Here is a 17,714-nt window from a genome sequence, read left to right on the forward strand (position 1 = left end):
GCAGAGGGTGGCGTCAGTGAACGTCCCGCGGGGTGGGGGACGGGGACGACGTGGGCGTCGGTGTGACGGCGGGGGCGGCGAGCAGCCCCGGATGCGGGGTGAGCGCGAGCGGCTCGGTGTCGGTGAGCGGGCGTATCAGCGGGGACATCGCGGCGGCGCCGGCGACCACCGGGGTCGTCAGCGTGTGCACGGCGTCCTGGCCGCGGCCCGCCGGAGGGGGGACTCCGGGCAGCAGTGGGGCGGACACGCTCGTCGGTGCCACCGGACCGTTGCCGAGGGACCGCTCGCCCTGGGCGAGCAGGGGCCCGGTGGATCGGCGGCGCTGCGACTCGGGTGCCGAGGTCGCTCCCGTGCCCTGGGTCCGGGACGGTGTCACATTGCTCCCGGAGCCGCGCGCGTCCGTGTCCCCGGGCATGCCGGTGGTCACCCCGCCGAGCGCGACGGCCGCGAGGGACACCGCGCCCGCGGCGACGAAGGCGAACCGCAGCCCGCGCGAGGCGGACCGCTCCGCCTCGTGGCGGCTGACGTCATGGATACGGAAGCCGCGCCCCGCGTCGGGGGGCAGCACGCCGGCGTGCGGTCCGGCCGGAACGTAGCCGAAAGGTTCGCCGCGCGTTCCGAAGACACCGGGCAGTCCGGTGCCGGCGGAACCGCCGGACAGTCCGCCGCCGAAGCTGCCTCCGTTCAGCCGGGGGCTGCCGGAGTCGCCTCCCCCGGGGAGTCCCTGGAGGCGGGCGAGGAAGCTCTCGGAGGGCGGCGGCGGTGCCATCTCCGCGAAGACGTTCTTCAGTCGGCGCTGGGCGTCGGCCTCGGCCTTGCACTTCGCGCAGGTGGCGAGGTGGGCCAGGACGCGGTCGCGCGACTCATGGCCGAGCTCTCCGTCCACCAGGGCGGAGAGTCGGTCCCCGAGGTGCTGCTCGGCAGGGGTGGGACGGGTTCCACTCACGCGGTCGCGCCTCCTCCCCCCAGCACGGGCACACGGGCCGCGAACGAGCGACGCTCGGCGCGGGCCTCGGGAGACCGGTGTGCCAGGGCCTTGCGCAGCTGGGAGCGGCCGCGGTGGATCCGGGAGCGGACCGTGCCGAGCTTGACGCCCAGCGTCGCGGCGATCTCCTCGTAGGACAGTCCCTCGATGTCGCACAGGACGACGGCGGCGCGGAACTCGGGCGCGAGGGTGTCCAGCGCCTGCTGGACGTCGGCGTCGAAGTGCGCGTCGTTGAAGACCTGCTGCGGGGAGGGCTCACGACTGGGCAGGCGCTCGGCCGCGTCGTCGCCGAGGGCGTCGAAGCGGATGCGCTGCTTGCGCCGCACCATGTCGAGGAAGAGGTTCGTGGTGATGCGGTGCAGCCAGCCCTCGAAGGTGCCGGGCGTGTAGGTGGACAGCGAGCGGAAGACGCGGACGAAGACCTCCTGGGTGAGGTCCTCCGCGTCGTGCTGGTTGCCCGTGAGGCGGTAGGCGAGACGGTAGACGCGACCGCTGTGCGTGCTGACGATCTCCTCCCACGTCGGGGGAGTCCACGCCTGCGACTCCGCGTCGGTGGTGAACGTCGCGGTCTGCGCCGGGGCAGCAACGGGGAGCTGGTCAGCGTTGTCGGTCACGGATTTCGGCTCACCGGTCGATCTGAGCAGGCGCCGCAGCACTCCTCCCCGATCCACAGGCGCAGCCGCACCTCCCCTGTCGGCTCTGGTGGTGTCCAGTGGAGCCCCTACCATAGCCACCTCGCCCGTTAGCTCCGGATAAGCGGTTTTACGCGAATTTGATACGGGCTCATATGGGTGCGCCGACGTCCGTCCCCGGCCCCGCTCCGTGTACCGGCTCATCGTCTTCCCCCCGCTCGGATCTCCCATCCCCTTAAACGCCCGGTCCCATCCGCAGGTTCCCGGCACCAACGGATACAGTCACGCCCAGGCAATCACGGGGACAGGAGTGGGTCATTACCGGCAACCGGCAGACGAGCTGGGCGGCGTTCGCCGACGCCTTTGTCGCCGAGGACGAGGCGCTGCGGTGGGCCCGGGACCGGGCTCACGAGGCCGGCCTGCGCTCGGTGACGCCCGGCACGGGCGCCGCGCTGCGTCTTCTCGCCGCCACCGTGGACGCGAAGGCGGTCGCCGAGATAGGCACCGGGACCGGTGTCTCGGGAATTCATCTTCTGCACGGCATGCGGCCGGACGGGGTACTGACCACGGTCGATCCGGAGCCCGAGCGTCAGCAGTTCGCCCGCCAGGCCTTCCGCGCCGCCGGTTTCGCCAGCAATCGCGCGCGGTTCATCCCGGGTCGCGCGCTGGAGGTCCTGCCCCGGCTCGCGGACGCCGGATACGACCTCGTGTTCTGCGACGGCGACCGGCTGGAGAGTCTGGACTACCTCGCTGAATCGTTGCGCCTGCTGCGTCCGGGCGGGCTCGTCGCCTTCGAGGGCGTCTTCGCGGACGGCCGCACCGTGGACTCGGGACCGCAGCCGGTCGAGGTGAGCCGGCTGCGCGAACTGCTGCGCGCGGTGCGGGAGAGCCAGGAGCTGGTGCCGTCGCTGCTGCCGGTGGGCGACGGCCTGCTGTGTGCCGTCAAACGCTGACCGCGAGCCCGCCCACCGCCGGCTCCCGCGGTCGGCCGTTTCACGTCACACGTCTCTGACCTGGATATATACCCTCGTCGACTGCTGCCCGGAGGGCGGCGCCGTGGTCGTGTGCGCCGGAAAGCACAACTTCCCCGGCACCAGGTACGGTGCCGGGGAAGCCGAAGAGGTAAGGGTCGCGTTCCGCGTCAGCCGACGACCTTCTTGAGGGCGTCGCCGAGCGCGTCGGCCTCGTCAGGGGTCAGCTCGACGACGAGCCGCCCGCCGCCTTCGAGCGGAACGCGCATGACGATGCCCCGCCCCTCCTTGGTCACCTCGAGCGGGCCATCGCCCGTCCGCGGCTTCATGGCCGCCATGCTCGTTCCCCTTCCTGAAACCAGCTCATCGTCGCCGACGGCCCCCTCCGAGGGCACGCACGTCCCCTCATAGGACACACGTCACCGGCATCGAACACATTGCTTCCAGGCCATTATCTCGCATCTCAGGACCCGATGACCAACATCAGTCGGCATCGCTTGCGCAACGCGCTTGAGCAAAACCACCCAATTCGGCGATGTGACTGCGATACTTCGCCGCCGCATCGACTTCCACGGGCCGGAATTCTTTGATGCAGGTCACATGTAAGCACCGCGCCACCGACGGTGATCTCCGCCATGCTGTCATCGGACACAGGACGTACCGGACGGGTACGACGAGCCGCGACCCCGGAAGGGACCCCACATGGCCGACACCGTGCTCTACGAGGTGAGCGACGGACTCGCGACGATCACGCTCAACCGCCCCGAGGCGATGAACGCGATGAACGTCGAGACCAAGGTCGCTCTCCGGGACGCGGCACAGGCCGCCGCCGACGACGACGCCGTACGGGCGATCCTGCTGACCGCGGCCGGAGACCGGGCGTTCTGCGTGGGCCAGGACCTCAAGGAGCACATCGGGCTGCTGGCCGCCGACCGGGAGTCGGGGTCGGGCGGGACGATGCGGACCGTGCGCGAGCACTACAACCCCATCGTGCGGGCGCTGACCGGCGCGGCGAAGCCGGTGGTGGCCGGGGTCAACGGCGTGGCGGCCGGAGCCGGATTCGGGTTCGCGCTGGCGGCCGACTATCGCGTCGTCGCCGACACCGCCGCCTTCAACACGTCCTTCGCCGGTGTCGCGCTGACCGCCGACTCGGGGATCTCCTGGACGCTGCCCCGGGTGATCGGCCCGAGCCGTGCCATGGATCTGCTGCTCTTCCCGCGCAGCATCAGCGCCCAGGAGGCGTACGAGCTGGGCATCGCCAACCGGCTGGTTCCGGCCGGTGAGCTGCGGGCCGAGGCCGAGAAGGTGGCGCGGGCGCTGGCGTCCGGGCCGACGCTGGCGTACGCCTCGCTGAAGAAGGCCGTCGCCTTCGGGCTCACCCACTCGCTGGAGGAGACCCTGGAGCGGGAGGACGAGCTCCAGGGGCTGGCCGGGGCGTCCGAGGACCACAGCATCGCGGTGCAGGCGTTCGTGAACAAGGAGAAGCCCAAGTACCTGGGGCGCTGACCGTCCGGGGGCCGTCCCGCGCGGGCCGCACCCGGCCCGCGCGAACGGTCTTCGCTCCCGAAAGGGGCGCCCCGGTCATGCCTCGTGGCGCGCCGCGCAGTCCGCCAGGTGGTCGTTGACCAGGCCGCAGGCCTGCATCAGGGCGTACGCCGTCGTCGGGCCCACGAAGCGGATGCCGCGTTTCTTGAGCGCCCTGGACAGCGCGGTCGACTCGTCGGTGACGGCCGGTACGTCGGAAAGCTTCGCGGGGGCCGGACGGGTGGCCGCGTCGGGGGCGAAGGACCAGATGAGCTCGTCCAGCTCACCCGGGGCCCACTCGGCCAGCACGCGCGCGTTGGCGACGGTCGCCCGGATCTTGGCGCCGTTGCGGATGATCCCGGCATCGGCGAGCAGCCGTTCCTCGTCGGCCTCCGTGTAGGCCGCGACCTTGGCGATCTCGAAGTCGGCGAAGGCCGCGCGGAAACCGGCGCGGCGGCGCAGGATCGTGATCCAGGAGAGCCCGGACTGGAAGGCCTCCAGGCACAGCCGCTCATAGAGGGCGTCGTCGCCGTGGACCGCCCGGCCCCACTCCTCGTCGTGGTACGCCACGTAGTCCTCGGCGGACAGCGCCCAGGGGCAGCGCAGGACGCCGTCGGGTCCGGCCAGCGCCTCGCTCACTGCTCGCCCTCGGTGTGCTTGCGCAGCGAGGTGGTGGCTCCCGCCGCGCGGGCGCCCGCGAGAGCGGACTCCAGGTCGGCGATCCGGGCGTCCCGCTCGCCGATCTCGGCGCCCAGCCGGCCGAGCGCGTCGTCGACGTCCACCATGCGGTAGCCGCGCACGGTGACGGCGAAACGCAGGGCGTCCACGTCACCCTTGTGCACCGGACGGTCGTACGGCAGCGGATCACGCAGCCGCTCGGGTCCGGCGTCGGGAAGGGGCGTGCTCTCGCCGCCGCCCACCACGGACAGGGTCACCGCGGCGACCACGACGGCGAGGGCGACGACCAGGAACAAGAACATGAACATCGCTGAGGTCCCCACGCTCTGGTGCCGGCGCGGTCGCGTCGGCGCGGAAGTACTGGTGCTGACGAAGGCAGTCTGACGCTGGAAGTGTCAGGCTCCGATCGTGCCATGCGAGTCTGACAGTTAAGGTCGCAGGCGGCTTATCGGTGCGACTTACTGGGAGAGGTCACAGGGGATGCTCAGGCTGGGCAGGCGCGAATTCGAGGCGCACGAGCCGGTGATCATGGCGATCGTGAACCGGACCCCGGACTCCTTCTACGACCAGGGGGCCACGTTCCGCGACGAGCCCGCCCTCGCGCGCGTGGAGCAGGCGGTGTCCGAGGGAGCCGCGATCATCGACATCGGCGGGGTCAAGGCCGGACCGGGCGAGGAGGTCACCGCCGAGGAGGAGGCGCGCCGGACGGTCGGCTTCGTCGCCGAGGTGCGCCGCCGCTTCCCCGATGTGATCATCAGCGTCGACACCTGGCGTCACGAGGTCGGCGAGGCGGTCTGCGAGGCCGGGGCCGACCTGCTCAACGACGCCTGGGGCGGGGTCGATCCGCGGCTGGCGGAGGTGGCCGCCCGGTACCGGGTCGGGCTCGTGTGCACCCACGCCGGGGAGTCCGAGCCGCGCACGCGCCCGCACCGGGTCGCCTACGACGACGTGATGGCCGACATCCTGCGGGTCACACTGGGCCTCGCCGAGCGCGCGGTCGCCCTCGGGGTGCCCCGCGAGTCGGTGCTCATCGATCCGGGGCACGACTTCGGGAAGAACACCCGGCACAGCCTGGAGGCGACCCGGCGGCTCGGGGAGATGGTCTCCACCGGGTGGCCGGTCCTCGTCTCCCTGTCCAACAAGGACTTCGTGGGCGAGACGCTCGACAAGCCGGTCAAGGAGAGGGTCGTCGGAACGCTGGCGACGACCGCGGTGTCGGCGTGGCTCGGGGCGCAGGTGTACCGCGTCCACGAGGTCGCCGAGACCCGTCAGGTGCTGGACATGGTGGCGTCGATCGCCGGCCACCGGCCGCCGGCGGTGGCCCGGCGCGGGCTGGCGTAACGGACGGTGTGCGGGGGTACGGCCGTACCGGTACCCCCGCACCCGCCTACGCCTACGGACACGACCTAGCGGCCGGCCTCCTTCGACACCAGTGCCACCGCTTCGTCCACGTCGTCGGTCACGTGGAACAGCATCAGGTCCTTCTCCGCCGCCTTGCCCTGGGCGACGATGGTGTTCCTGAGCCAGTCCACGAGGCCGCCCCAGTACTCCGTGCCGAACAGCACGATGGGGAAGCGGGTCACCTTCTGCGTCTGGACCAGGGTGAGCGCCTCGAAGAACTCGTCCAGGGTGCCGAGACCGCCGGGCAGGACCACGAAGCCCTGCGCGTACTTGACGAACATCATCTTCCGGACGAAGAAGTAGCGGAAGTTCAGGCCGATGTCGACGTACGGGTTCAGCCCCTGCTCGAAGGGGAGCTCGATGCCGAGGCCGACGGAGATGCCCTTCGCCTCCAGGGCGCCCTTGTTGGCGGCCTCCATGGCACCGGGCCCACCGCCGGTGATCACCGCGAATCCCGCGTCGACCAGCCCCCGGCCGAGGGCGACACCCGCCTCGTACTCGGGCGAGTCGACCGGCGTCCGCGCCGAGCCGAACACACTGATCGCGGCCGGGAGTTCGGCCAGCGTCCCGAAGCCTTCGATGAACTCCGACTGGATGCGCAGCACACGCCAGGGATCGGTGTGCACCCAGTCCGAGGGGCCTCCCGCGTCCAGCAGCCGCTGGTCCGTGGTGCTCGCCTGCACCTGGTTCCGCCTGCGCAGCACCGGGCCCAGCCGCTGCTCGTCCGGTGGCCGCTTCTTGCCCTCCGGGTTGCCAGTAGCCATGTCCACTCCCTCCGCGTACGGATCTCCCCCGCCCCGGCCGAAACCGGTGCGGGGGAAGGTCGTTCCGCCCCAGCGTAGATCTCCGCTGGTTACGGCGGGGGGACGTCGGCATGTCCGCCGTGGACAGCCGACGGGTACACGGTCCGCCTCAGGCGGTGAGCCAGGCGCGCAGCCGTTCCTCGCCCGCGAGGATCTTGGCCGTTTCCACGCGCTCGTCCCGCTTGTGCGCCAGGTGGGGATTGCCGGGGCCGTAGTTGACCGCCGGGACGCCCAGACTGCTGAAACGGGAGACGTCCGTCCAGCCGTACTTGGGCTGCGGGGTGCCCCCGACCGCCTCGATGAAGGCGGCGGCGGCCGGGTGGGACAGGCCGGGGAGGGCGGCACCGCTGTGGTCGTCGATCACGAACTCCTCGACACCGCAGTCCGCGAAGACCTCGCGGACGTGCTCGATCGCCTCCTGCCCGGAGCGGTTGGGCGCGTAGCGGAAGTTGACGGTGACGACGCACTCGTCGGGGATGACGTTCCCGGCGACCCCGCCCGAGATGTTCACCGCGTTCAGGCCCTCGCGGTACTCCAGACCGTCGATCACCGGGTGGCGCGGCTCGTAGGCGGCGAGCGCGGCGAGGATCGGGGAGGCCGCGTGGATCGCGTTCGAGCCCATCCAGCCGCGGGCGGAGTGCGCACGCTCGCCCTTGGTCTTCAGCAGCACCCGTAGCGTGCCCTGGCAGCCGCCCTCGACCTGTCCGTCGGAGGGCTCCAGGAGGACCGCGAAGTCGCCCCGCAGCCAGTCGGGGTGGGCCTCGGACACGTGCTTCAGACCGTTGAGGTCGGCCGCGACCTCTTCGTTGTCGTAGAAGACGAAGGTGAGGTCCCGGTTGGGCTCCGGGACGGTGGCCGCGATACGGAGCTGGACGGCGACGCCCGATTTCATGTCGCAGGTGCCGCAGCCCCACAGGACGCCGTTCTCGTCGAGGCGGGAGGGCACGTTGCCGGCGATCGGCACGGTGTCGATGTGACCGGCCAGGACGACCCGCTCGGCGCGGCCCAGGTTCGTGCGCGCCACGACGTTGTTGCCGTACCGGTCGACCGTCAGATGCGGCAGGGCGCGCAGGGCCGTCTCGACGGCGTCCGCGAGGGGCTTCTCGGTGCCGCTCTCCGAGCGGAAGTCGACCAGCCGCGCGGTGAGCTCGGCTGCGTCGAGGGTGAGGTCAAGCGGGGTGTCGGCCATGGCGTCGACCCTAGCGCGCACCGTTCGGAGGTATCGAAAGCAGCCGGATGCGGTCTTATCCACCGGGCCGCGCTCGTGTTGTCCACACCCCAGGATCGGCCCGCAGCGCTCTCCAGTACCTTGTACGCGTGTCTGAGCCGTCCCCCACTCCTGTCCGGCGACGCCGCCGTCGCCTCCTGCGTTACGGCGGGGCCCTCGTGGTCCTGCTCGCGGTCGCGGGCTACCTCGGCGTGCAGTACCTCACGGGCGGCGTGGGCGCGCCGCGGTGCAAGGTCGTCTCCGGCAACGGCGACGGCGCGTCGTACGAGTTCACCCCCGAGCAGGCGGTGAACGCGGCCACGATCTCCGCGGTCGGCACCTCCCGAGGGATGCCCGAGCGGGCAGTGGCCATCGCCCTCGCGACGGCGCTCCAGGAGTCGGGGCTGCGCAACATCCAGCACGGCGACCGGGACTCGCTCGGTCTGTTCCAGCAGCGTCCGTCGCAGGGCTGGGGCACCGAGAAGCAGATCATGGACCCGACGTACGCGGCGGGTGTCTTCTACGAACACCTGGCCAAGGTGCCCGGGTACTCGCGGCTGCCGCTCACCGTCGCCGCGCAGCGGGTGCAGCACAGCGGCTTCCCGCAGGCGTACGCGAAGCACGAGCCGGACGCCACCCTGCTCGCCGCCGCCCTGACCGGCCGCGCGGCGGCCACGCTGACCTGCCAGGGCCGGCCGGCCGCGACCACTCCGGCGGGCGGCCCGGCGCCGGTGCGCGCCGCGCTCGCGCGGGACTTCGGGCGTGATGTGCTCCAGGAGGCGGGCGCCACCGTGGACGCCGCCGCGGGTTCCTCGGCGGCTCCGGCACCGCGCACCTCGGATTCCCCGGCGGCCACGGTCTCGTCCGCCTCCCCCACAGCCCCCGCCGCCACGGAGGCCGACCGGACCGTGACCGTCCCCGTGCGCGAGGGCGGCTCCGCCACCGGGGCCGGGACCGGGACGCTGCGCCGCGGCTGGGAGCTGGCGCACTGGGCCGTGGCCAACTCCTCGGCCCTGCACATCGACCGCGTGTCGTACGCGGGGCGCGAGTGGACCGCGGGCACCGCGGAGGGTTCGTGGCGCACGGCCGACGACAAGAGCGGCCCGGGGACCGAGGAGGCCGCGGCCGAGGTCAGCATCGTGACCGGGCAGTAGCGCGACCCGGCAGGAGTGTGACCGGGCAGGAGTGCGGGGACTCACCCCTGGGGAGGACGCGGACCCCCGCGGACCGGCGGACCACAGGCCTTCGGGGCCTCACTCCAGGGCCCGCGAAAACTCTTGGGAACAAAGGGCCGTGGCGATTCCGAGACCCCTTTGGCCGGGTATTGTTTGCCCGTTTTTATCCACAACCGATAATGCGACGCATTACCAACTCTTTGCGGCGGGCCACCGCAACCTTCGCGGGCTTCGAGCGGTAGGCAGGGCGCTTCCCCGTTCCCTTCCGTCAAAGGAGCACCATGTCCCTCTCCCTGACCCGCCGGATCGCCCGTGTCGCGCTGCTCGTCGCGGCCGGAGCGGCGCCCGTGGTCGGCGCGGCCGGCTCCGCCTGCGCGGCCACCGACCTGCCGGTCACCCCCGGTCTCGGCGGGCTGACCGCCCTGGACGGCGCGAACGTCAGCAACACCGTCGACGGGGCGACGCACGACGTCGCCGGGATCGCGGGCAAGTCCGGCGGCGACGCGGTCAAGAAGGCCGTCCCGACCGGCGCCAAGGTCGCCAAGAAGGCCACGCCCGCCGCGCGGAAGGTGGCCGGGGACGCGACCGGGCAGGCCGGAGGCCTCCTCGGGGCCACCACGAAGACCGCGTCCGGCGGCGGCCTGCCCACGGACGCCGTCACCAAGGGCGGGCTGCCCACGAGCCGGCTGCCGCTGAAGGGCCTGCCGCTGGGCTAGGACCCGCCGCCCGCCGTTCGGCTCGCGCCAGGCCGCGTTCGTACAGCAGCACTCGTACGGGCCGCGCTCACAGGGGCCGCGCCCATACGGACCGCGCTCATACGGGCCGCGCTCATACGAGAACGGGGGTCCGGGGAACTCGCTTCCCCGGACCCCCGTTCTCGTCGTCGTGGGTTACCGCAGGCGTTCCACCGCCGCCGCCACCCGCTCGTCCGAGGCGGTGAGGGCCACGCGGACGAACCGCTCGCCCGCCTCGCCGTAGAAGTCGCCGGGGGCCACCAGGATGCCCAGCTCGGCCAGGTGGGCCACCGTGGACCAGCAGGACTCGTCCCGGGTCGCCCAGAGGTACAGGCTCGCCTCGCTGTGCTCGATACGGAATCCGTGGTCCAGCAGGGCGTCGCGCAGGGTGGTGCGGCGGGCCGCGTAGCGCTCGCGCTGTTCGCGGACGTGGGTGTCGTCCGAGAGGGCGGCGACCACGGCCGCCTGGGTCGGCGCGGAGGTCATCATGCCGCCGTGCTTGCGGATCGCGAGGAGCTCACCGAGCACCGCGGGGTCGCCCGCGAGGAAGGCCGCGCGATAGCCGGCCAGGTTCGAGCGCTTGGACAGCGAGTGGACCGAGACGATCCCCTCGTAGGAGCCGCCGCACACGTCCGGGTGCAGCACCGAGACCGGGTCGGCCTCCCAGCCCAGCTCGATGTAGCACTCGTCGGCGAAGACGAGGATGCCGTGCTCACGGGCCCAGGCGACGATCCGGGTGAGCTCCGCGGCGGACAGGACCCGGCCGGTCGGGTTCGACGGGGAGTTCAGCCACAGCAGCTTCAGACCCGCCGGGTCCAGCTCGGTCGGGTCGTCGTAGACCACGTGCTCGGCCCGCGCGAGCCGCGCGCCGACCTCGTACGTCGGGTAGGCCAGGCGCGGGTGGGCGACCTTGTCACCGGGGCCGAGGCCGAGCTGGGTCGGCAGCCAGGCGACCAGTTCCTTGGAGCCGACGACCGGCAGGACGTGGCGGTGGGTGACGTCCCGCGCCCCGAGCCGCCGTTCCACCCAGCCCGTGAGCGCGTCCCTCAGCTCGGGCGTGCCCCACACCGTGGGATAGCCGGGCGAGTCCGCGGCCGCGACCAGGGCCTTCTGGATCAGCTCGGGCACCGGGTCGACCGGGGTGCCGACGGACAGGTCGACGATGCCGCCCGGGTGAGCGGCGGCCGTCGCCTTGTAGGGCTCCAGCTTGTCCCAGGGGAAGACGGGAAGCCGGTCGGAGACTGCGGACACGGGATCAGGCTCACTTTCTCGTACGGACGCCCCGTACGCACGGGTACGGGCTGCTGCACGGAAGCCGCGCGTCGGCACGGCAAACGCCTCGGTCCCGTACAGCGACCGGAAGGATCAGGCCGTACGGGACCGGGGCGACGTTCCGCCGGCTTGCACTGGGTGGGACCCCAGCGGGCCGTCTACTGGTTCTGCGGCGGCAGCGCGGCGACGAAGGGGTGGTCGCGCTCGATCAGCCCGAGCTTGCTGGCACCGCCGGGCGAGCCGAGCTCGTCGAAGAACTCGACGTTCGCCTTGTAGTAGTCCTTCCACTCCTCAGGAGTGTCGTCCTCGTAGAAGATCGCCTCGACCGGGCACACCGGCTCACAGGCTCCGCAGTCGACGCATTCGTCCGGGTGGATGTACAAGGACCGGGAGCCCTCGTAGATGCAGTCGACCGGGCACTCCTCGATGCACGCCTTGTCCTTGACGTCGACACAAGGCTGCGCGATGACGTAGGTCACGCTGTCGTTCCTCCTCGATAGGGCGCTGGCGGGCCTGTCGTAGGCTCCGCCGCCTGGCGCGCGGGAGCGCGGCTCGTCGATGCCCGCCCCTAGTATCTCCGTTCTTGGGCACGATCCGAACAGGAGGGGTGAACTGACCTGTGGAATTCTCCGCCGCCGGCCGCCTGGAGGTCCGCGTCACGGCTGCTGACGTGGGGAAACGCGTCTCGGTGCGCCGCCTGACCGACAATGGAGACATGGTGGAGAAGTTCACCGATACGGTCGGTGTTCTCACATCATGGGACAACGGTGTGCTGCTGATCACACGCAGGACCGGAGAACGCGTCCGGATCGAGGAATCCTCCCTGGTAGCGGCCAAGGTCGTACCGGCCGCGCCCGCACGGCGGCGCGGCCCCGCGGCGTCCTACGAGGAGCTCGCGCGTGTCGCCGCGCGGGCCTGGCCTCCGGTGGAGAGCGAGCGGCTCGGCGGCTGGGAGCTGCGGGCGGCGGGCGGGTTCACGCGGCGCGCCAACTCCGTGCTGCCGCTGGCCGGCCCGGACATGCCGCTCGACGAGGCCCTGACCTACGTACGGGACTGGTACGCGGCCCGCGGCCTGCCCGCCTACGTCCAGACCGCCACCGGCGCCGAGGGCACCCAGGAAGTGCTCTGCGCCGAGCTGGAGGAACGCGGCTGGACGCGCGAGGTGAGCGCCGAGCTGTGGACCGGCGCGCTCGCGCCCCTCGCGGACCGGGAGGCCCCAGGAGTGCAGCTCTCCCGGACGGCGGACGAGGCGTGGCTCGGCCGCTACCAGCGCAAGGGCGTCGGAGAGACGGCCCTGAGGGTGCTGAGCGGCGGTCCCTCGGTGTGGTTCGCGACGGTTCCCGGCGAGCCGGGCGCGGCTCCCGCGGCGATCGGGCGGTGCGTGGTGGACGGCCGCTGGGCCGGTTTCGCCGCCGTGGAGGTCGACCCGGTTCTGCGCCGCAGGGGCCTGGCCACCGCCGTCATGGCCGCGCTGGCGGGCCGGGCCCTGGAGGAGGGAGCCTCGGCGGCCTGGCTCCAGGTCGAGACGGACAACACCGGGGCACGGGCGCTGTACGCCCGGACGGGCTTCGCCCCGCATCACGCGTACCACCACTACCGGTGGCCGTCCGGACCGGCCACGGAGGCCGGCCGGGGAAGCGCCACCACGGAGGCCTCGCCGGGGACGGGCGGCGCGCCCGGCGACACCGGTGCGGGCGTCGAGCCGTATCGATCGACGTGACGGGGCACGAGCCAGGTATGCGTTCCCCCCAGCCACCGCAGCAGGAACGGGCCGACGAGGTACGGCGGCGGTTCGCCGACCAGGCGCGGGCCGAGCGGCCCGACCTGGCGGAGCTGTGCCTGCTGGTGGGCGCCGCGGCGGACGCGACGCTGGACGACGCCGGGATGGACGCGGCGCAGATCCTGCTGGACGAACTGGCGGGCCGGCTGCCCTTCCGTCCGGGCGGCCCCCTGCCGTGGGCGACCGCCCTGGCCGACCTCCTCGGCGGGCGCCACGGATTCCGGGGCTCACCTGGCGACTACCAGCGGCTGGAGTCCTCGCTGCTGCACGCGGTGCTGCGCCGGCGGCGCGGGCTGCCCATCCTGCTGTCGGTGCTGTGGATCGAGGTCGCGCGGCGGGCCGGGGCCCCGGTCCACGGGGTCGCGCTGCCCGGTCACTTCGTGGTGGGCTTCGGCCCGCCCGAGCGGCAGGTGCTCGCCGATCCCTTCGACGGCGGGCGCGTGCTGACCGGTCCCGACGCGCAGCTCCTCGTCGCGGGCGCGACCGGCGCCCCGCTCGACGCGTCGATGCTCTCCCCCGCCGACCCGCTGGACGTCGTGCTGCGCGTCCTGAACAACATCCGGGCCTGGGCCGCCGCGCGGCCCGAACGCTCCGACGTGGCCCTGTGGTCGGTGGAACTCTCCCTGCTGCTGCCCTCGCATCCGGCGCGGCTGCGCCATGAGCGGGCTCAACTCCTCGTCCAGCGAGGGGACTTCCTGACCGGCGCGGCCGAACTCGACGCCTACGCGGACGTGGTGGCGGCGGTCGACGAACCGTCCGCGTCCCGGATCCGCCGCCAGGCCCACGCGGCACGGGCGATGCTCAACTGAGGCACCGGCCGGTTCCACCGCTCACAGCCACCCCTTCTCCCGCGCGATCCGTACCGCCTCCGCCCGGTTGCGCGCGGCCAGTTTCTGGATCGCGGTCGAGAGGTAGTTGCGGACCGTGCCCTGGGAGAGGTGGAGTGCCTTGGCCAGTTCGGCGTTGGTGGAGCCGTCGGCCGCGGTGCGCAGGACCTCGCGTTCGCGGTCGGTCAGGGGGTTGGCGCCCTCGGCCAGCGCGGCCGCCGCCAGGGTGGGGTCGATGACCCGCTCTCCGGCCAGCACCTTGCGCACGGCCGCGGCGAGTTGGGCGGCCGGGGCGTCCTTGACCAGGAAGGCGTCGGCGCCGGACTCCATGGCGCTGCGCAGATACCCGGGGCGGCCGAAGGTGGTGAGGACGAGCAGCTTGATGCCCGGGAGCTCCTTGTGGACCTCGGCCGCCGCCTCTATGCCCGTCATGCCGGGCATCTCGATGTCGAGGAGCGCCACGTCCACGTCGTGGGCGCGGGCCGCGGCCAGCACCTCGTCGCCGCGGGCCACCTGGGCGACCACCTCGATGTCCGGTTCAAGTCCCAGCAGTGCGGCCAGCGCCTCGCGGACCATCGACTGGTCCTCGGCGAGCAGGACCTTGATCGTGCGGCTCATGCACCGGATCCTACGGGGTCCTCCGCCGTGCCCGCCGGGGTCCGGCCGCCCTCCAAGGGCGCCCGTGCCACCAGCCGGAATCCGCGCCGCACCCGGCCCGCCTCCATCGATCCGCCCGCCTTCTCCAGGCGTTCGGTCAGGCCGGTCAGACCGTTGCCGGGGGCCGCGCCCGAGGTGCCGCCGGAACCGTCGTCCTCCACCGAGAGTTCGAGCACGGGGCCGTCCAGGGTCTGGCGGCGGACGAGTTCCACCGTGCAGCGCCGGGCGCCGCTGTGCCGTACGACATTGGTGACCGCCTCGCGCAGCGCCCAGGCCAGCGCGGACTCGGTCTCCTCGGGGACGCCGTCGAGGTCGGGTTCGACAGGGAGATCGGCGACCATGTCGGCGGCGGTCAACGCCACCTGGACGCCCGCGAGTTCACCGGCCAGCCGGGGCCTGCGGTAGCCGGTGACCGCCTCGCGCACGTCGACCAGGGCCTGGCGGCTGACCTGTTCGATGTCGGCGACCTGCTGGGCCGCCTTGTCGGGGTGGTCGGGGAGCATCCGCCCGGCCAGCTCGCTCTTCAGCGTGATCAGCGAGAGCGAGTGGCCGAGCAGGTCGTGCAGGTCGCGGGCGAGCCGCAGGCGCTCCTCGTTCGCGGCGAGCTGGGCGACGGTGGCCCGCGCCTTGCGCAGCTCCACCGTCGTCCGTACGAGCTGGCGCACGCCGGTCATCGCGAAGCCGATGAGGACGACGAGCAGGACGAGGTTGCGGGCGTCGTCCTCGCCGCCGTGCAGGCCGACGAGCAGCATCACGACGGCGGTCAGCGGGATCGTCCAGTAGGAGACCCGCAGTGGGAACGTCGTGCCGCAGGCGACCGAGACGTACACGAACAGGCCGAGCCAGGGCGCGCCGAGCGTCAGGCACAGGACGACGGCCAGCGCGCCGAGGGCGACGACCATGAGCGTGACGGCCAGGGTGCCCGTGAAGGCCTTGCCCATGTGCCGGAAGACCAGCGTCAGATAGACCGCGACGAAGGCCGCGAGGCCCGCCCAGCCGGCCGCTGTGGCCGCGGGTGTGTGAGCGCCCGAGGCGAGGTCGTGGACCGGCGAGCTGAGGAACACCAGCCAGATGACGATCCACGCCGACTTGCGCAGGGCCTCGCGGAGGTTGCGCGGGGACTCCCCCAACTTCACGATCCGGTCCGTGCGGGCCGCGTCGGGCAGCGGGTCTTCCGTCATGGCGTTCACGCCTTCAGCGTGTCCTTCCGGTACAGCCAGGCCGCGCCGCCCGCGAAGAGGGCGAAGGACACGGCGAGGATGGCGATGTCCTTCGCGTGCGGGGCGTTCCCCAGTTCGATGGCCTGCCCCAGCGCAGCGTACGCGTGCGTGGGAAGCCACTTGGCTATGTCCTGGAGCCAGTCGGGGAACGTCGTCGTCGGCATCCACAGACCGCCGAGCATCGACAGACCGAAGTAGACGATCATCGTGATGGGCCGTACCGCGTCCCCGCTGGCGAGGTAGCCGATGGCGACGCCGAGCGCGGCGAAGACCAGGCTGCCCGCCCAGATCACACCGGTGAGCGCGAACCACTGCCAGACGTCCAGGCGTACGTTCTTCACCGCCGCGGCGACCACGAAGACGATGACGATCGACGGCAGGCTGATCACGGCGGCGCTGGCCGTCTTGGCGAACACATAGCCGCGGCCGGGCAGCGGGGTGAGCCTCAACTGCCGTACCCAGCCGCTCTCCCGCTCCTTGGCGATGCGCTCGCTGTTGCCCATCAGGACGGCGGTCAGGGCGCCGAAGGAGGCCATGGAGACCATGAAGAAGGTCGGCAGGGTCAGGCCGGTGCCGGGCACCTTGGTGTGGTCGTCGGCGCTGCCCGCGATCAGCAGGAACAGGGCCGAGGGGTAGATCACCGAGAAGAACAGGAACTTCCGGTTGCGCAGGGCGCGGGTGATCTCCAGCTTGATGAGACTGTTCACTTGGACGCGGCCTCCTCGGCGGCGGTGCGGGTGGCCTCTGCGGCCCCGGCAGCGGTGAGCGTGGCCTCTTCGGCCTCGGTGATGGCGACGAAGGCTTGCTCGAGCCCGAGCCCGGCGACTTCGAGGTTGCGCGGGTAGACGCCGAGTCCGTAGAGCGCGTGGACGGTCGCGTCCGCGTCGGAGGACTGGATGCGGACGGTCTGGCCCGAAACGTCGACCGAGGTGAGGAACGGCAGCGCGCGCAGCGGGGCCTCGTCGATCACGCCCTCAAGGTCGAAGGAGACGCGGCGCGCTCCGGCCTTGGCCTTGATCTCGGCGGCGGTGCCGTCGGCCAGCAGCCGTCCGCGGTGCAGGACGAGCACGCGGTCCGCGATGGCGTCGGCCTCCTCCAGGTAATGCGTGGCGAACAGGACGGTACGGCCCTGGTCGGCCTGTTCACGCATGGTGGCCCAGAAGGCCTGCCGGGCGGAGACGTCCATACCGGTGGTGGGTTCGTCGAGGACGATCAGGTCGCTGTCGCCGGCCGTGGCGAGGGCGAAGCGGACCCGCTGTGCCTGGCCGCCGGAGAGCTTGTTGACCTTGCGGTCGGCGATCTGGGCGATGCCCGCGCGGGCGAGGACCTCACCGGGGCGGTACGGCCTCGGGTGCAGGTCGCAGGCGAGCCTGACCAGTTCGCCGACGGTGACCTCGTCCATCAGGCCGCCGCTCTGGAGCATGGCGCCCACCCGGCCGGCGACGATCGCCTCGCGCGGGCCGGTGCCGAACACCCGGACCGTTCCGCTGTCGGCGTTCTTGAGGCCGAGCAGCAGGTCCAGGGTGGTCGACTTGCCCGCGCCGTTGGGGCCGAGGAGGGCGACGGTCTCGCCGGGGTGGAGGTCGAGTGTCAGCCCGTCCACGGCCCGGACGTTCCCGTAGCTCTTGGTCACCGATTCGAACCGGACCACCGATGTGGTGGCGGTCGCCGCTGTCGTTGTCATGTCGTCCATCGTGGAGGAGAGGGGGGAGTCCGCGGCAGTGCGGTGCGTCCTGGGTCGCGGATGACAGATGTCATGTCTGCGATCCCGGTCGGGCACGGCAGGAGGGCACCCCGCCGGTGGAGTACCGGTGGGATGCCCTCCCGTCGTGCTCGCCAGGACCTGGT

20 protein-coding genes are annotated in these 17,714 nt (G+C 72.2%); 7 read left to right on the forward strand and 13 right to left on the reverse strand.

Annotated elements, in window-relative coordinates:
- Positions 1-13: 13 nt before the first annotated feature.
- A complete protein-coding gene (locus ACZ4AA_RS05350) occupies positions 14-946 on the reverse strand; it encodes an anti-sigma factor family protein (RefSeq protein ID WP_467595689.1) in 933 nt (310 codons plus the stop codon).
- Positions 943-1,641 (reverse strand): RNA polymerase sigma factor SigE, encoded by a 699-nt coding sequence (gene sigE, locus ACZ4AA_RS05355; protein ID WP_339131287.1) that lies wholly within the window; start codon positions 1,639-1,641, stop codon positions 943-945. Before sigE ends, ACZ4AA_RS05350 begins: the two co-directional genes overlap by 4 nt.
- A 227-nt stretch (positions 1,642-1,868) precedes the next feature.
- On the opposite strand from sigE, the gene ACZ4AA_RS05360 reads away from it, so the two are divergent.
- Positions 1,869-2,570, forward strand: coding sequence for an O-methyltransferase (locus ACZ4AA_RS05360; protein WP_467597049.1), 702 nt, complete (start codon positions 1,869-1,871; stop codon positions 2,568-2,570).
- Positions 2,571-2,758: 188 nt separating this feature from the next.
- Here the strand turns inward: ACZ4AA_RS05360 and ACZ4AA_RS05365 are convergent, their stop codons facing one another.
- Positions 2,759-2,926, reverse strand: a complete 168-nt coding sequence (locus tag ACZ4AA_RS05365; protein WP_003966491.1) for a DUF3117 domain-containing protein — start codon at positions 2,924-2,926, stop codon at positions 2,759-2,761.
- 364 nt (positions 2,927-3,290) lie between these two features.
- Between ACZ4AA_RS05365 and chcB the strand changes: the two genes are divergently transcribed.
- Positions 3,291-4,094, forward strand: coding sequence for a 2-cyclohexenylcarbonyl CoA isomerase (gene chcB / locus ACZ4AA_RS05370; protein WP_467595692.1), 804 nt, complete (start codon positions 3,291-3,293; stop codon positions 4,092-4,094).
- Positions 4,095-4,169: 75 nt separating this feature from the next.
- Here the strand turns inward: chcB and ACZ4AA_RS05375 are convergent, their stop codons facing one another.
- Together ACZ4AA_RS05375 and ACZ4AA_RS05380 are read right to left on the reverse strand one after the other, a co-directional pair.
- Positions 4,170-4,751, reverse strand: a complete 582-nt coding sequence (locus tag ACZ4AA_RS05375) for a DNA-3-methyladenine glycosylase I (RefSeq protein ID WP_467595696.1) — start codon at positions 4,749-4,751, stop codon at positions 4,170-4,172.
- The gene (locus ACZ4AA_RS05380) at positions 4,748-5,098 is read right to left on the reverse strand and encodes a DivIVA domain-containing protein (protein WP_467595700.1); all 351 of its coding nucleotides are present in this window, start codon (positions 5,096-5,098) and stop codon (positions 4,748-4,750) included. The genes ACZ4AA_RS05375 and ACZ4AA_RS05380 overlap by 4 nt, the downstream gene beginning before the upstream one ends.
- Before the next feature lie 172 nt (positions 5,099-5,270).
- Between ACZ4AA_RS05380 and folP the strand changes: the two genes are divergently transcribed.
- The gene (gene folP, locus ACZ4AA_RS05385) at positions 5,271-6,131 is read left to right on the forward strand and encodes a dihydropteroate synthase (protein WP_467595702.1); all 861 of its coding nucleotides are present in this window, start codon (positions 5,271-5,273) and stop codon (positions 6,129-6,131) included.
- A 65-nt stretch (positions 6,132-6,196) separates the two neighbouring features.
- On the opposite strand, the gene ACZ4AA_RS05390 is transcribed toward folP, so the two are convergent.
- Positions 6,197-6,955, reverse strand: coding sequence for an LOG family protein (locus tag ACZ4AA_RS05390; RefSeq protein WP_467595706.1), 759 nt, complete (start codon positions 6,953-6,955; stop codon positions 6,197-6,199).
- 148 nt (positions 6,956-7,103) lie between these two features.
- On the reverse strand, positions 7,104-8,183 hold the full coding sequence (gene dapE / locus ACZ4AA_RS05395) for a succinyl-diaminopimelate desuccinylase (RefSeq protein WP_467595709.1): 1,080 nt from the start codon (positions 8,181-8,183) through the stop codon (positions 7,104-7,106).
- Positions 8,184-8,311: 128 nt separating this feature from the next.
- Between dapE and ACZ4AA_RS05400 the strand changes: the two genes are divergently transcribed.
- Both ACZ4AA_RS05400 and ACZ4AA_RS05405 read left to right on the forward strand, forming a co-directional pair.
- On the forward strand, positions 8,312-9,355 hold the full coding sequence (locus ACZ4AA_RS05400) for a heavy metal transporter (protein ID WP_467595712.1): 1,044 nt from the start codon (positions 8,312-8,314) through the stop codon (positions 9,353-9,355).
- A gap of 302 nt (positions 9,356-9,657) precedes the next feature.
- Positions 9,658-10,092 carry an ATP-binding protein gene (locus ACZ4AA_RS05405; RefSeq protein ID WP_467595716.1) on the forward strand — a complete coding sequence of 145 codons (435 nt, stop codon included), beginning with the start codon at positions 9,658-9,660 and terminating at the stop codon, positions 10,090-10,092.
- Between the two features lie 174 nt (positions 10,093-10,266).
- Here ACZ4AA_RS05405 and ACZ4AA_RS05410 read toward each other — a convergent pair whose 3' ends face one another.
- Positions 10,267-11,361 carry a bifunctional succinyldiaminopimelate transaminase/glutamate-prephenate aminotransferase gene (locus tag ACZ4AA_RS05410; protein WP_467595718.1) on the reverse strand — a complete coding sequence of 365 codons (1,095 nt, stop codon included), beginning with the start codon at positions 11,359-11,361 and terminating at the stop codon, positions 10,267-10,269.
- A 179-nt stretch (positions 11,362-11,540) separates the two neighbouring features.
- Complete coding sequence (gene fdxA / locus ACZ4AA_RS05415; protein ID WP_019058397.1) at positions 11,541-11,861, reverse strand: ferredoxin; 321 nt, start codon at positions 11,859-11,861, stop codon at positions 11,541-11,543.
- A 140-nt stretch (positions 11,862-12,001) separates the two neighbouring features.
- Here fdxA and ACZ4AA_RS05420 point away from each other — a divergent pair, with 140 nt between their 5' ends.
- Together ACZ4AA_RS05420 and ACZ4AA_RS05425 are read left to right on the forward strand one after the other, a co-directional pair.
- Positions 12,002-13,102 carry a GNAT family N-acetyltransferase gene (locus ACZ4AA_RS05420; RefSeq protein ID WP_467595725.1) on the forward strand — a complete coding sequence of 367 codons (1,101 nt, stop codon included), beginning with the start codon at positions 12,002-12,004 and terminating at the stop codon, positions 13,100-13,102.
- Positions 13,103-13,119: 17 nt separating this feature from the next.
- Positions 13,120-13,971 carry a transglutaminase family protein gene (locus ACZ4AA_RS05425; protein WP_467595728.1) on the forward strand — a complete coding sequence of 284 codons (852 nt, stop codon included), beginning with the start codon at positions 13,120-13,122 and terminating at the stop codon, positions 13,969-13,971.
- A gap of 21 nt (positions 13,972-13,992) precedes the next feature.
- Here the strand turns inward: ACZ4AA_RS05425 and ACZ4AA_RS05430 are convergent, their stop codons facing one another.
- The 4 genes from ACZ4AA_RS05430 to ACZ4AA_RS05445 are packed head-to-tail and all read right to left on the reverse strand — an operon-like array spanning position 13,993 to position 17,550.
- A complete protein-coding gene (locus ACZ4AA_RS05430) occupies positions 13,993-14,607 on the reverse strand; it encodes a response regulator transcription factor (protein WP_467595732.1) in 615 nt (204 codons plus the stop codon).
- Positions 14,604-15,827, reverse strand: coding sequence for a sensor histidine kinase (locus ACZ4AA_RS05435; RefSeq protein WP_467597052.1), 1,224 nt, complete (start codon positions 15,825-15,827; stop codon positions 14,604-14,606). The genes ACZ4AA_RS05430 and ACZ4AA_RS05435 overlap by 4 nt, the downstream gene beginning before the upstream one ends.
- A gap of 5 nt (positions 15,828-15,832) precedes the next feature.
- On the reverse strand, positions 15,833-16,573 hold the full coding sequence (locus ACZ4AA_RS05440; protein ID WP_467595736.1) for an ABC transporter permease: 741 nt from the start codon (positions 16,571-16,573) through the stop codon (positions 15,833-15,835).
- Entirely contained in the window at positions 16,570-17,550 is a 981-nt protein-coding gene (locus tag ACZ4AA_RS05445; protein ID WP_467595739.1) for an ABC transporter ATP-binding protein, read from the reverse strand. Before ACZ4AA_RS05445 ends, ACZ4AA_RS05440 begins: the two co-directional genes overlap by 4 nt.
- Positions 17,551-17,714 lie beyond the last annotated feature (164 nt).

Source organism: Streptomyces sp. NPDC024698 (assembly GCF_055559015.1).

Coding starts and splice junctions, on each gene's coding strand:
- ACZ4AA_RS05365 (WP_003966491.1), bottom strand. CDS start 2,926: ATGGCGGCCATGAAGCCGCGGACGGGCGATGGCCCGCTCGAGGTGACC.
- chcB (WP_467595692.1), top strand. CDS start 3,291: ATGGCCGACACCGTGCTCTACGAGGTGAGCGACGGACTCGCGACGATC.
- ACZ4AA_RS05380 (WP_467595700.1), bottom strand. CDS start 5,098: ATGTTCATGTTCTTGTTCCTGGTCGTCGCCCTCGCCGTCGTGGTCGCC.
- folP (WP_467595702.1), top strand. CDS start 5,271: ATGCTCAGGCTGGGCAGGCGCGAATTCGAGGCGCACGAGCCGGTGATC.
- ACZ4AA_RS05390 (WP_467595706.1), bottom strand. CDS start 6,955: ATGGCTACTGGCAACCCGGAGGGCAAGAAGCGGCCACCGGACGAGCAG.
- dapE (WP_467595709.1), bottom strand. CDS start 8,183: ATGGCCGACACCCCGCTTGACCTCACCCTCGACGCAGCCGAGCTCACC.
- ACZ4AA_RS05405 (WP_467595716.1), top strand. CDS start 9,658: ATGTCCCTCTCCCTGACCCGCCGGATCGCCCGTGTCGCGCTGCTCGTC.
- ACZ4AA_RS05425 (WP_467595728.1), top strand. CDS start 13,120: ATGCGTTCCCCCCAGCCACCGCAGCAGGAACGGGCCGACGAGGTACGG.
- ACZ4AA_RS05430 (WP_467595732.1), bottom strand. CDS start 14,607: ATGAGCCGCACGATCAAGGTCCTGCTCGCCGAGGACCAGTCGATGGTC.
- ACZ4AA_RS05435 (WP_467597052.1), bottom strand. CDS start 15,827: ATGACGGAAGACCCGCTGCCCGACGCGGCCCGCACGGACCGGATCGTG.
- ACZ4AA_RS05445 (WP_467595739.1), bottom strand. CDS start 17,550: ATGACAACGACAGCGGCGACCGCCACCACATCGGTGGTCCGGTTCGAA.